The sequence below is a fragment of the Natrialba swarupiae genome (genome assembly GCF_008245225.1).
GTDB classification, from domain to species: domain Archaea; phylum Halobacteriota; class Halobacteria; order Halobacteriales; family Natrialbaceae; genus Natrarchaeobius; species Natrarchaeobius swarupiae.
Genome location: NZ_VTAW01000017.1, coordinates 25,907 through 38,914 on the forward strand (window position 1 = coordinate 25,907; position 13,008 = coordinate 38,914).

Below are 13,008 nucleotides of genomic sequence, written 5' to 3' on the forward strand. Positions count from 1 at the left end.
GAGAGAACGAGGTCGGACGAGAAAACGGGATTGGGGTTATTCGGCGTCGATTTCGACCTGCTCGAGCCCGTACCGTGACTCGGTCGGGTGCGGTCGGTAGTTGCTGACCTCCGCGGACGCGGCGACGACGTTGGTGTAGCTCGTGAGAACCGAGATCGGTACCTCGCGAACGACGATCGACTGGACCTCGTGGTATCGCACTCTTCGTTCCTCCCGATCGTCGAGTTCCCGGGCCTCCTCGAGCAGTTCGTCGACCCGATCGTTCGCGTAGCCGTGGTGTAACGTGGCGCCACTCGAGTGGAACATATCCGAGAGTCGATCGGGATCGGGATACCAGAGCGTTCCCCAGGAGGTGAGGTAGGCGTCGAACGACTCCTGGCCGACCCGGTCGACCATCGAACTGTACTCGGTCGTCGTCAGATCGACGTCGACGCCGACCGTGGCGAGTTGGTCCTGGAGCACTTCGGCGATCAGGGGCAGGCTTCGTGCGTCGAACGTAACGATCTCGATGGTGAGCTCCTCGCCGTCACGCGTTCGAACGTCCCCCGACTCGAGCGCCCAGCCGGCCTCGGAAAGCAGTTCGCGCGCTTGGTCGGGATCGTACCGGTGGTCCTCGAGATCCGGGTTTGCCCACGCCGTGATCTCGGGGGAGAACGGCCCGACCGCGGGGTCGTCGATCCCGCCGAGGATGGACTCCGTGATCGCCTCGCGATCGACGGCCTGAGAGACTGCCCGACGGACCCGTTCGTCGTCGAACGGCGGCGACTGGATGTCGAACGTGAGAAATCGGATCCGAGGAATTTCGGGGGTGTACACCTCGAGACCCGGTTCGGATTCGAGGGGCTCGACCATCTCGATCGGCAGGATGCGAGCCATCTCGAGTTCGCCGTTCTCGAGTTTGACGCGCCGGGTCTGGTCGTCCTCGACGACCTCGTAGCGGACGGACTCGATCGACGGCGACTGGCCGTAGTAGTCGTCGTTCCGGCTCGCGCGAAGCTCCGCTCCCGTCTCGAGGCCCTCGAAGACGAACGGCCCGGTCGAGACCGGTGTCTCGATCGCCCCGTCGGTCTCGAGCGTTTCGGGCGAGAGGATTACGGCCTCGTTTCGCGAGAGGTGTGCCAGCAGTGGCGCGAACGGCGTCTCGGTTTCGACGATCACCGTCGACGCGTCGTCGGCCTCGAGACGGGCGATCGGGACGTCGGCGAACGCCGCGGAGTCGGCCGTTCGCCGGAGGGAGTCGACCGCCGCCGCCGCGTCGACGGGCTCGCCGTCGTGAAACGTGACGTCTTCGCGGAGGTCGAATTGCCACTGGCGGTCGTCGATCCGCTCCCAGTCGGTCGCCAGACCCGGTTCCGGATCGGCGTCGTAATCGACGCCGACCAGCGCTTCGGTGATGCTGAGTCGTCGGAGCAAGCTCCCGCCGTCGAGCGGATCCCGGTTCGGTTTCCACGGGCCGCCGATCCGGAAGTCTGTGCCGTCGTCGGCACTCGAGAGACAGCCGGCGAGTGCGAGGGCGCTCGTCCCCGCCAGCGTGTTCAGGACGGTTCGTCTGTTCGGCGTCGTGGGTCGGTCGGTCGCGATTCGAGCGTCGATGTCGTCGATTTCGTGTGTCATTCGTATATTGTGGAAGTCGTTTCACCGGCCGTCCCGCCCTGTACGAGCCACGCCGGGTTCGGTACGTTCGCTGTTCGTGATGAGTTGGGTCTCGGTCGCGTCCGCGTCGCCGGCTGATCGCTGGCTGTCGTCGGATCGCCACTCGCCGGCGTAGAGACACCGCGTTCGGCCGCCGTCGACCGCCTCGAGTGGCGGCTCCACTCGCGTGCAGTCCTCGGAGGCGACCGGACAGCGCGGGTGAAACGCACAGCCGTCGGGCGGCGAGGTCGGACTCGGCGGCTCGCCCGCGAGTGCCTCGCGGTCCCACTGGCGACACTCCTCGGCTTCGTTCCCGGGAATCGCATCCAGAAGCGTCTGTGTGTAGGGATGGGTTGGGGCCGACAGCACCCGGTTTGTCGGTCCGACCTCGACGAACTGTCCGAGGTACATGACCGCAACCCGATCGGCAATGTGGCGGACCACCGCGAGGTCGTGGGAGACGAACAGGTAGGCGAGATCGAGGTCGGCCTGGAGGTCGGCGAGGAGATTCAGGATCCTCGCTTGCGTCGAGACGTCGAGTGCGGCGGTCGGCTCGTCGAGAAGCACCACCGACGGCTCGAGCGCGAGCGCGCGAGCGATCGCGACCCGCTGACACTGACCGCCCGAAAGCTGGCGGGGATAGCGCCCTGCGTACGCCGCCGGAAGGTCGACCAGCGAGAGTACCTCTTCGATGCGATCCTCGCGGCGAGATTCGTCCCATCCGGCTTCGAACAACGGCTCGGCGATCGTCTGGCCGACGGTTCGTTTCGGATTCAGGCTCGTCGTTGGGTTCTGGAAGACGACGCCGACGTCGGCGAGCTGGTCGTCCGTCCGCGAGTCGGCGTCCCCGATCCGCTCACCGCGAAGTCTGATCTCTCCCGCGGTCGTTTCCTCGAGGCCCGCGGTCAGCCGGACGAGCGTCGATTTTCCACAGCCACTCTCGCCGACCAGCCCGACCGTTTCGCCGGCTCGAAGCGAGAGGGAGACGCCGTTGACGGCCGGGACCCGCTCGTCGCGCCCGAGCAACCGATCGACGAGGGCGTCGGATTGCCTGAAAGACGCCGCGACGTCCTCGAGTTCGACGATCGGGCCGTCGACCCTTCGATCGGATCCGGGAGCGGCGGTTTCGGCGTCCCTCCGCGGCGATCCTCGCTCCCCGGTGGCCGTCGTTCCGCCGTCGACTGCGGTCCGGTCCGTCTCGAGGACTGTACCCTGTAAAGGGGGCTCGTCGGACCGGGAGGGGCGATCGTCGGCCGGGGGCCAATCCGCCGTCGGGAGCCGTGATCGCGGTTCGGATCGGTGGGGGAGACAGTCGAGTAACGCCTTCGTGTACGGATGTTCGGGATCGGAGCGGACCGACTCGGCAGGGCCGTACTCGACGACGGTGCCGTCGTACATGACGACGACGCGATCGCACAGCTCCGAGACGACACCGAGATCGTGACTGATCAGGAGAATTCCCATCCCCCGCTCGGCGTTGAGTCGAGCGAGCCGATCGAGGATCGCGGCCTGAGTCGTGGTATCTAGGGCGGTGGTCGGCTCGTCGGCGATCAGAAGCGAGGGACGGCGCGCGAGTGCCATCGCGAGCGCGACGCGTTGGCACATCCCGCCGCTGAACTGGTGGGGGTAGGCGTCGATACGTTCGTCGGCCTGCGGGATGCCGACCGTCTCCATCAGCTCGAGCACCTCGGATCGTCGCCGACGGGTTCGAAGCCGGGAGCTGACACCAGCGGCGAGCTCCGCGAGGAACGGCTGTCGGCCGGGGTTCTCGCGGATGCGGATCGCCTCGGCGATCTGCTCGCCGACGGTGTACACCGGATTGAGCGTCGTCGACGGGTCCTGGAAGACCATCGCGAGTTCCCGCCCGCGAAGGCGGCGAAGCGTCCGGTCGTCGGCACTCGTCAGCTCTCTACCGTCGAATTTGATCGAGCCGTCGACGATCTCGCCGGGCGACTCGAGGCGGACGATCGACCGGGCAGTGACGGACTTTCCGCTCCCGCTCTCGCCGACGAGGCCGACGATCGCGCCGGGCTCGACGGTGAACGACGCGCCGTCGACCGCGTCGACCGTCTCGGAGCGGGTTCGAAACCGAACGCGGAGGTCGTCGACGACCAGTTCCGGTCCCATCGTCAGGTTCGCCTCCGTTGGGTATCCTCGAGATGGTCCGGATCCAAGACGTCCCGCAGACCGTCCCCGAGCAGGTTGAAGCCGATGACTGTAAGCGCGATGGCGATTCCGGGCGCGGTGATGAGCCACGGGGCCGACCGGAGGTAGTTTCGCCCGTCGTCGATCATCGCCCCCCACTCAGCCGTCGGTGGCTGTGCGCCGAGTCCCAGAAACGAGAGTCCAGCCGCCGCGAGCACGACGGTTCCCAGGTTCAACGTCGCGAGGACGGCGACCGGACTTACCACCGTCGGGAGAAGGTGACGGCGGACGAGACGCCGCCAGGGGGTTCCGTACAGTTTCGCCGACTGGACGTAGGGCCGACGCTTCACCGAGAGGACGCTGCCGCGAACGATGCGGGCATAGGAGGCCCAGCCCACGAGCGAGAGCGCGAGGACGACGTTCCGAAGACTCGGTCCGAGCACGCCGGCGATGACCAACGCGAGGACGAGCCCCGGAAACGCGAGTTGAACGTCGACGAGTCGCATCAGTACGGCGTCGACGAGCCGTCCACCGGTCGCCGCAACCAGCCCGATCGTCGTGCCGATGACGAGACGAAGTCCCGTCGCGACGACCGCGAGCGCGAGCGAGATTCGGGCCCCGTAGACGAGTCGAGTCGCCACGTCACGACCCAGCGCGTCCGTCCCGAGCGGATGGGCGAGCGACGGTGACTGGAGTCGGGCCTCGAGCGCCTGTGTCGTCGGATCGTACGGGGAGACGACTGGTCCGACGATCGCCGCGAACACGAGGACACCACAGATCCCACCACCGAGGCGAATCAGCCCGTTGGCTCTAACTCGCGGCGGGAGGGCTGTTCGGACGCGACGACGGCTCGTCTCGAGAAGATTCGTCCGACCCAATCCTGTGTACGATCGCCCGGGTTCGTCGCCGCTCACGCACGATCACCCCCACGGTCGACGCGCGGATCGAGCGCGACGTACGCGAGGTCGACGAGCTGGTTCGTCACGACGAAGACGAACGCGGTCACCAGGACGACGCCCTGTACGATCGGGTAGTCCCGCGCGAACACGGCGTCGACCAGAAGCGTTCCGAGCCCCGGCCGCTGAAAGACGACCTCGACGATGACCGCTCCGTTGAGGACGAACCCAAACTGAAGGCCGACGATCGTCACCACCGGAACGAGCGCGTTTCTGAGCGCGTGTTTGTAGACGACCAGACGCTCGCGAACGCCTTTCGAACGTGCGGTCCGGACGTACTCCGCCTCGAGAACCTCGAGCATCGACGTTCGAACGAGTCGGGTGACGACCGCCGCAAGCCCCGTTCCGAGCGTGATCGCGGGCAAAATCAGGTGGCCGAGCGTTCCTGATCCGGCCGCCGGCGTCAGTCCGAGCCAGAGCGAACAGACCAGAATCAACAGATAGCCCAGCCAGAAGTTCGGCATCGAGACACCAAGGAGGGCGACGAGCTGGCTCGTCCGATCGATCCAGGTATCGCGGTGGACCGCACTCGCGACACCCGTCGGGACGGCCAACAGAAGCGAGACCGCCATCGCCGCGACCGCGAGTTCGAGCGTGTTCGGAAGCGACTCGAGCAACAGGGTCGTGACCGGCTCCGACGTGTAGTAGGAGGTGCCGAGGTCACCGCGGAGTGCCTCCGAGAGCCACGAGACGTACTGCACCACGAACGGCTCGTCGAGTCCGTGTTCGGCTCGGAACGCGGCGACTTCGGCGTCCGACGGGGGGCTCTGGCGCTGGGCGCGTAGAATGGTGTATGCCGGGTCACCTGGCGTGAGTGAGACGAACCCGTAGCTCACCAGCGACACTCCGAACAGGACAGCCGTGAGCGAGCCGAGTCGCTCTACGAGCGCCCGTATCATCCTACATCCACCTCGTACCGTCGGCTTCCCGGCCGGTGGTTCGACCAGGGACGACGTGGATCGAATCGAACATCAAGCAAGCTTTATCTAATGAAATATTAGTTGTAAAGGTTTTGAATCCGCGGCGATCATCACATCGGTTGCCGGGAGCAGATCTCGCTCGATTTCACTACCTGCACGATAGTATCTGAGGCAAACATATTATTAATTCTTACTATTATTTTTGGTTAGTTAATATAGTAGCGCTCACCGGGATCCGTCCACAGCCACGGGTGACCGGGTCACCAGTGCTACCGGAGCCACGGAATTCGCGAAAACGAGGCCGTGGCAATCGTCGACTCACGACAGACCGGTGGCTTACGCTGAGTCGAGTCTGGCTATCGTGTGGATCTCGTCGTAGCGGACGCTTCCCTCTCCGAGGGATTTGCCGTCGAGCTCGAGGTAGCCGGCTTCGATGCCGGTCACCTCACCAGTCAGTTGGGGATCACCGCTCCCGGTTCGGTCGGCCTTGCGAACCTCGACGTCGTCGCCGACCGTTACGTGCTCCTGGACGAGTCTCGTCGCTTTCTGCTCGCCAGCATCGGGTGGAATCGTGAGCTCGGTCATCGCCCGCATCGACGGCGGCTACGGCGGTAAACGACGACGCGTCAGACGACGGGCGCTTAAATACCGGCCGCTACTCGTCCCACTGTGTCGAAATGTACAGCAGGGCGATCAGACAGAGGATCACGATCACGAACAGCGCGATCGTCATGAGTTGCGGAACGCTCATTGTCGGATCGTAGACGTGCGAGGTGCAAGTCGGTACCGATCTCGAGTCGGTAGACAGCCGACTGTTTTTGTACGAACCGGCCGAAACGATGACAATGAAAGTCATCAAAGATAGCGTCCACGACCACATTCAGGTCGACGGCGTGGCGCGCGATCTCATCGATACGCCCGAACTCCAGCGACTCCGGCGGATCAGACAGCTCGGTACCGTCTCACTCGTCTACCCCTCTGCGAACCACACCCGATTCGAGCACAGCCTCGGAGTCTACCACCTGGCGTGTGAGGCACTCGAGCAACTCGGTGTCGACGGGCGGCGCGCGAAGCGGGTCCAGGCCGCCGCCTTGCTCCACGACGTCGGTCACGGTCCCTTCAGCCACAACCTCGAGGCGCTGACCCACCGTCGAACCGGACGCTATCACGACGACGTTCACGAGCTTCTCGTCGAGGGGGACGTCGGGAACGTGCTCCGAGAACACGACTTAGCGCCCGGGCCGATCGCCGACCTGATCGCCGGAGACGGTCGGTTCGGACAGCTGGTTTCGGGGGAACTCGACGTCGATCGGATGGACTACCTCGTCCGTGACGCCCACCACACCGGCGTTCCGTACGGGACGATCGATCACGGCCGACTCGTCCGGGAACTGACGTTCGTCGACGGCGAACTCGTCCTCGCCGAGGGTAACGTTCAGTCCGCCGAAAGCCTACTGGTCGCCCGGGCGCTGATGAACCCGACCGTCTACAGCCACAGCGTCGCCCGAATCAGCAAGGCGATGCTTCGCCGAGCCGCCGAAACCCTTCTCGAGTCGACCGACACCGGCGCCGAGACGCTCCAGCGGATGGACGACGCCGATCTGCTCGTCGCGTTGCGATCGACCGACGAGACGGCGGCGTTCTCCCGACGGCTGGACCACCGAAACCTGTTCAAACGAGCGGTCTGGGCCGAGATCGACGACGTCCCCGGCGGCGTTATCGAAGCCGACCACGATACGATTCGTCGATTCGAACGCGAGATCGCCGCGGAGGCGAACGTCGATCCCGACGCCGTCATCCTCGACGTCCCGAGTCGGCCGACGATGACTGAATCGAGTTCTCGAGTCGTCGTCAACGGCGAGATCAGAGGCCTCGAACAACAGTCGCCGCTCGTCGAAGCGCTTCGGGCGGCCCAGTACTCACAGTGGCGTCTCGGCGTCTACTCGCCGCCGACGGTGCTCGAACGGGTCGGTCGAGCGGCCGTCGACGTTCTCGAGTTGGATATCGAGGGTGCGCTGGTGACCGAAGTTCGAAACGGGTTGGACACGACGCTAGATCAATTTACTGAATAGTATTGGTTCCCTACTGAAACCCAGATGTAGTTGTAAGTCGATGAATAGAGTACAACGGGTGATAACATGATCGATCAATTAGTACACGGCGGTTATTACCCGTTAATAGTCGTGAGAGCCCCCGCTTACACTTTACCCGATTGCCACCAGCTAAAATGAATCGGAGATCGGCAATGACTGTGGAAAAAGCAGTTTAACCGCCGATAGGGCCGTCAAGGGTCGATACATCCAGAGACACTCGAAATACGTCTGGAGATAATGTCACATCAAAATGTGCACATATATAGTTAAATTATGTATGATTGAATAAGTATGACCGACTACTCATGCTGCCCGTATCATGGATAGCCACCAGTTATCCGACTCGCTTACGCTGATGCGGACTGGAACTGACAACCGTCGTCGGTTCGGACCCGGTTAACAATCACAGCCTCCCTGCTCGAGGAGATCCCGGATCGTATACTGCTGTCGACAGTCCTTACAGGAGACGGTTACGTTGACCAACACGTCGAACTCGCCGACGTCGAGGACGTCGTTTCTGGCGAGTTGTGCGACCGTATCCTCGGTGACGGCAGCAGTTCGGTTGCGAAGCGCACCGAGTTTGTCCCGGCTCCGTTCGAGACGCTCCTCGTCGCTCGGCGATTCGAGCGATGCCTCGAGACAGTCCGTCAGGTGGTTGTAGACGGTCTGGTGGGAGACGAAGTCGCTTTCGACCTCGTCGATCGGGATGGAATCACGCTCGAGTTCTTTCCGAGTCTGCACCTGTGTACCGCTGCTGACGTCGTCGCCAGTAAGCAGCCGGTACGTGTTCTCGACTTCGCCGTCTTTGTACTGCAAGCCGGCTTCGTCGAGCGCCGATTCGAGAATGCGCTGGTTGACGTGTTCGGCGAGGTCACGGGTACTGTACCGTTGGTCCGTTCTATCGGTCCAGTAGCGGACGAGCTCGTCGTCGAGGCCAGTGAGATCGTACCGTTGGGTGATCCGGCCGACTTTACAGCACGCCGTACTCGACTCAGTAGGGCTCGTTTTACTCACTGTTTTCTCTAGTCGGTTTACATTTAAAAACGTTCCGAACAGCGACCCTCGTCGGGGCCCGCTGGCTCGAGAGCCCTGAAAGCGTCCACCAGCGGGCGTCGTTGTTTACATCCATATGAACGTAATTACGTTCGGGACACTGCTTTTCCGCCGTCGGACTGGTGTCGTCTGGCGGTGTCACAGGAATACGAGGAACCCCTCATATCCCGACAACAACTGCGGCGCATCCGATCCCCATCGGCACCGAAATCTGCCCCATGCGGGACGATCTCACGACCTGTCGGTACGGTAGTGGTCGGTCGCGTCGCCCTAGAATTGACGGATAAGAGTTCGTCTCAGTCTGTCACAGCTCCGTACCCTGGGCTTCGACGACCGCAATCGCAGCGAGGTTGACGATGTCTTTGACCTCGTCGTCCCGCTGAAGGACGTGCACCGGCTCCGCCATCCCGGCGAGCATCGGACCCACGGCCTCGGCCCCACCCAGCCGCTGGAGGAGCTTGTACGCGATGTTCCCCGCCTCGAGATTGGGCAAGACGAGAACGTTCGCCGGCGACTCGAGCTCTGCGAACTCGTAGGTCCCCTCGAGCATCTCCTCTAGGACCGCCGTATCGGCTTGCATCTCGCCGTCGACGGGAAAATCGACGGCCGGATCCGTCCGGAGCCGGCGTGCCGCCCGTCGTGGTTTGCGGGTCCCCTCGTTGTTGACGCTGCCGAAGTCGGAGTACGACAGCAGGGCGGCCCTCGGTTCCACGTCGAATCGGCGTGCGATTTCGGCGGCGTGGCAGGTCACCTCGGCGAGTGTCTCCTCGTCGGGATCCTGGTTGACCGTCGTATCCGCGAGGAAGACGACTCGATTTTTGAACGTCAACATGTAGACGCCCGCTGCGTAGTCGACGTCCTCGGCCGTGCCGATCACCTGCAAGATCGGGCGCAACGCTGACGGATAGTTGTGAGTTAGTCCCGTCAACATCGCGTCGGCGTCCCCACGGTCGACCATCACGGAAGCGAAGTAGCTGCTGTCCCGAATCAGATCCGCCGCCTCCGTTCGCGTGATGCCCTTGCGCTGGCGACGTTGGTAGAGGTCCTCGACGTAGGCCTCGTACTCGCCCGCACCGGGATCGACCACCTCGGGATCGAACTCGAGCCCGAGGTCGTCGGCGAGGCGTTCGATCCGCGACTGGTTACCGATCAACACCGGTTCGGCGATCCCACGGTCGGCGAGTTGGGAAGCTGCTCTGACGATTTTCTCGTCGCCGCCCTCCGCGAGGGCGATCCGCTTCGGGTCGCTTTTCGCCTTATTGAGCACGATCCGCATCATCTCACGGGACTTGCCGAGGCGAGCCTCGAGTTCCTCCTCGTAGCTCTCGGGGTCGATCCCGGTTCGTGCGGCACCGCTGTCGATCGCCGCCTGTGCGACCGCGGGTGCGAGTTCGAACAGCACCCGTGGATCCATCGGCTTCGGGATGATGTACTCGGGGCCGAACTGGAGCGGTTGGTCGCCGTAGGCCTTCCGGACCGCGTCGGGAACGTCCTCTTTCGCGAGGTCCGCGAGTGCCTTCGCCGCAGCAACTTTCATCGCCTCGTTGATCTCCGTCGCGCGGACGTCGAGTGCGCCACGGAAGATGAAGGGGAAGCCGAGGACGTTGTTGACCTGGTTCGGATAGTCCGACCGCCCCGTCGCCATGATCACGGTGTCCTCGCGTGCCGCCTTCGCCGCCTCGTAGCCGATCTCCGGATCGGGGTTGGCCATCGCGAAGACGATCGGATTCTCGTTCATCGATCGGACCATCTCCTGGGAGACGATCCCGCCGGCAGAGAGGCCGACGAAGACGTCGGCACCCGCGATCGCGTCGGCGAGATCCCCCTCGGGAACGTCCCTGGCGAACTCCCGGCTGTACGGATCGAGATCGCCCGCCTCCGCCCGCTCCGTGGTAAGAATACCGTCGATATCCACCATCGTCACGTTCTCCCGGCGTACGCCGAGTGAAACGTAGAATCGAGCCGTCGCCAGCGCCGCGGCACCCGCACCGGCGAACGTTACCTCGAGATCGCCGAGATCCGTTCCAACGAGTTCGGCGGCGTTCAACAGCGCCGCGCCGCTGATGATCGCGGTCCCGTGTTGGTCGTCGTGGAAGACGGGGATATCCATCCGTTCGCGCAAGCGCTCTTCGATGACGAAACAGTCCGGTGCGGAGATATCCTCTAAGTTGATACCGCCGAACGTCGGTTCCATGCCGGCGACCGACTCCACGAACGTATCGAGATCGTCGTGGTCGAGCTCGACGTCGAAGACGTCTATGTCAGCGAACCGTTTAAACAGAACTCCTTTCCCTTCCATGACTGGTTTCGACGCCTGCGGGCCGATGTCGCCGAGGCCGAGCACCGCGCTCCCGTCGGAGACGACGCCGACGAGATTTCCCTTGCCCGTGTACCGGTAGGCAGCGTCGGGATCGTCGGCAATCTCGCGGCAGGGGCCGGCGACGCCCGGCGAGTACGCGAGACTCAACTCTCGCTGGGAGTTCGTCGGTTTCGTCGTCGTGATCTCGACCTTCCCAGGGGGATCAGTAGCGTGATACTCGAGTGAGTCGTCTTCCAGTGACATACCCCACGTTTTCAGCATACGGGCAAAAATCTGTGGGAATCGCGTACGACCGGCAAATTGTCTCCCGGATCGACCTTACGTCCGACGGTCGAGGACAGTATTAACATACAGTAAACAATTATCCCTATCTGAAAGATTCTCGAAACGAATAGGAGATGAGACACTGTCTATAGGCGGAACAGGCCGCGTCCATCGAGGTCGTACGAAGCTCTCTTTCGTGACTGAGCGGAGCGAATTCTGCGACGTCCGCGAGACCGGTGTTCGCACACCTGGCGCTCGAGGAGTACGTCGACCGACGCCGTGATCCTCGGATGGCCTCCTCACGTGGTACACCATCGCACGAGCCCGAGTGGCCGTCTCCGGTCGGCAGTTTCAGGATACCAGTCGCGTTGTATCCGTACACGAGTGTGTCGTACGGGGACGTCCCAACGGTCCCGTGGAAGATCCGCCCGATGACCGATACCTACTCCCGAATGGGTCCTGTTGGAATCCGTATGGACCGATCCATCGTCGACGATCGACTCGAGCGGGTACGGTCGGCTCTCGAGCGTGCAGACGCCGAAGCGCTCGTCTGTTTTCCGAGTGCGAACATGCGCTATCTCTCGGGGTTCGACGACGAGCCGATGGAACGGCACCTCTTTCTGTTCGTCACCGACGGCCAGGCGGCGTTTCTCGCACCCGAACTGTCCGGCGAACAGATCCGGGCCGAGTCCCCGATCGACGACGTTCGGACGTGGAGCGACGGCGAGGAGCCGACCGCCACACTCGAGTCGATCGGCACCGACCTCGGCCTCTCGACCGGGAGACTCCTGGTGGACGATCGGATGTGGGCGCTGTTCACGCAGGACCTCCGCGCGACGTTTCCCGACGCGGCGTTCGGGTTGGCGAGCGAGGTGCTCGCCGACCTTCGAATGCGGAAAGACGAGACCGAACTCGAGGCGCTTCGCGAGGCGGCCGCGATCTCGGATGCGGTAAGCGAGGCGGTCCGTCGGCTCGGGCCCGACGCGGTCGGGATGACGGAGGCCGAACTCGCAGCGGAGATCGAGAACCGCCTCGTCGCGGAGGGGGGAGCGGGCGTCTCGTTCGATCCCATCGTGGGCTCCGGACCGAACGGCGCTCGACCACACCATCGTCACGGCGATCGGACCATCCAGCCCGGAGATCCGGTCGTCCTCGACTTCGGGACCGTGGTCGACGGCTACGCCGGCGACCAGACCCGAACCGTCGTCTTCGACGGGGACCCACCCGACGGCTACGAGGCGGTACACGAAGCGGTACTCGCGGCACAGTCGGCCGCCGTCGACGCGGTCGAGCCGGGCGTGGCTGCCCGCGAGGTCGACCGGGCCGCACGTTCCGTTCTCGAGCAGCGAGGATACGGCGACCGCTTCGTCCACCGAACCGGCCACGGCGTCGGGCTCGACCTCCACGAGTCACCGTACATCGCGGCCGACAACGATCAGCAACTCGAGCCGGGAATGGTCTTCAGCGTCGAACCGGGCGTCTACCTCGAGGACGAGTTCGGCGTGCGTATCGAGGACCTGGTGGTCGTCACCGAGGACGGCTGTGAACGGCTGAACCACTCGCCACGGACGTGGCGGCCGTTGCCAGAAGAGTGTTAATCGAACCGACCGAGCGCCGATTCTCCG

At 63.8% G+C, this 13,008-nt stretch carries 9 protein-coding genes; 2 read left to right on the top strand and 7 right to left on the bottom strand.

What is annotated here, in order from left to right; genetic code table 11:
- Window positions 1-36: 36 nt before the first annotated feature.
- The 5 genes from FYC77_RS13240 to FYC77_RS13260 all read right to left on the bottom strand — a co-directional run bounded on the left by FYC77_RS13240 (window position 37) and on the right by FYC77_RS13260 (window position 6,238).
- A complete protein-coding gene (locus FYC77_RS13240) occupies window positions 37-1,614 on the bottom strand; it encodes an ABC transporter substrate-binding protein (RefSeq protein ID WP_149081975.1) in 1,578 nt (525 codons plus the stop codon).
- Window positions 1,615-1,635: 21 nt separating this feature from the next.
- Window positions 1,636-3,759 (bottom strand): dipeptide ABC transporter ATP-binding protein, encoded by a 2,124-nt coding sequence (locus FYC77_RS13245; RefSeq protein WP_149081976.1) that lies wholly within the window; start codon window positions 3,757-3,759, stop codon window positions 1,636-1,638.
- A gap of 2 nt (window positions 3,760-3,761) precedes the next feature.
- Window positions 3,762-4,691: a nickel transporter permease gene (gene nikC, locus FYC77_RS13250; protein ID WP_394349020.1), complete on the bottom strand. Its 930-nt coding sequence runs from the start codon at window positions 4,689-4,691 to the stop codon at window positions 3,762-3,764.
- Window positions 4,688-5,632 carry a nickel ABC transporter permease gene (nikB, locus tag FYC77_RS13255; protein WP_149081977.1) on the bottom strand — a complete coding sequence of 315 codons (945 nt, stop codon included), beginning with the start codon at window positions 5,630-5,632 and terminating at the stop codon, window positions 4,688-4,690. Before nikB ends, nikC begins: the two co-directional genes overlap by 4 nt.
- Before the next feature lie 357 nt (window positions 5,633-5,989).
- Window positions 5,990-6,238, bottom strand: coding sequence for a hypothetical protein (locus FYC77_RS13260; protein WP_149081978.1), 249 nt, complete (start codon window positions 6,236-6,238; stop codon window positions 5,990-5,992).
- A gap of 260 nt (window positions 6,239-6,498) precedes the next feature.
- Here FYC77_RS13260 and FYC77_RS13265 point away from each other — a divergent pair, with 260 nt between their 5' ends.
- The gene (locus FYC77_RS13265) at window positions 6,499-7,725 is read left to right on the top strand and encodes an HD domain-containing protein (RefSeq protein WP_149081979.1); all 1,227 of its coding nucleotides are present in this window, start codon (window positions 6,499-6,501) and stop codon (window positions 7,723-7,725) included.
- A gap of 417 nt (window positions 7,726-8,142) precedes the next feature.
- Here the strand turns inward: FYC77_RS13265 and rdfA are convergent, their stop codons facing one another.
- Window positions 8,143-8,760 carry a rod-determining factor RdfA gene (rdfA, locus tag FYC77_RS13270; RefSeq protein ID WP_149081980.1) on the bottom strand — a complete coding sequence of 206 codons (618 nt, stop codon included), beginning with the start codon at window positions 8,758-8,760 and terminating at the stop codon, window positions 8,143-8,145.
- A 343-nt stretch (window positions 8,761-9,103) separates the two neighbouring features.
- Window positions 9,104-11,362 carry an NADP-dependent malic enzyme gene (locus FYC77_RS13275; protein ID WP_149081981.1) on the bottom strand — a complete coding sequence of 753 codons (2,259 nt, stop codon included), beginning with the start codon at window positions 11,360-11,362 and terminating at the stop codon, window positions 9,104-9,106.
- A 494-nt stretch (window positions 11,363-11,856) separates the two neighbouring features.
- Here FYC77_RS13275 and FYC77_RS13280 point away from each other — a divergent pair, with 494 nt between their 5' ends.
- Entirely contained in the window at window positions 11,857-12,981 is a 1,125-nt protein-coding gene (locus FYC77_RS13280) for a M24 family metallopeptidase (RefSeq protein WP_238386944.1), read from the top strand.
- Window positions 12,982-13,008 lie beyond the last annotated feature (27 nt).

What these genes read in the sequence shown, in the direction of transcription:
- FYC77_RS13275 (WP_149081981.1), bottom strand. Translation starts at nt 11,362, where the DNA reads ATGTCACTGGAAGACGACTCACTCGAGTATCACGCTACTGATCCCCCT.
- FYC77_RS13240 (WP_149081975.1), bottom strand. Translation starts at nt 1,614, where the DNA reads ATGACACACGAAATCGACGACATCGACGCTCGAATCGCGACCGACCGA.
- FYC77_RS13260 (WP_149081978.1), bottom strand. Translation starts at nt 6,238, where the DNA reads ATGACCGAGCTCACGATTCCACCCGATGCTGGCGAGCAGAAAGCGACG.
- FYC77_RS13245 (WP_149081976.1), bottom strand. Translation starts at nt 3,759, where the DNA reads ATGGGACCGGAACTGGTCGTCGACGACCTCCGCGTTCGGTTTCGAACC.
- FYC77_RS13265 (WP_149081979.1), top strand. Translation starts at nt 6,499, where the DNA reads ATGAAAGTCATCAAAGATAGCGTCCACGACCACATTCAGGTCGACGGC.
- nikB (WP_149081977.1), bottom strand. Translation starts at nt 5,632, where the DNA reads ATGATACGGGCGCTCGTAGAGCGACTCGGCTCGCTCACGGCTGTCCTG.
- FYC77_RS13280 (WP_238386944.1), top strand. Translation starts at nt 11,857, where the DNA reads ATGGACCGATCCATCGTCGACGATCGACTCGAGCGGGTACGGTCGGCT.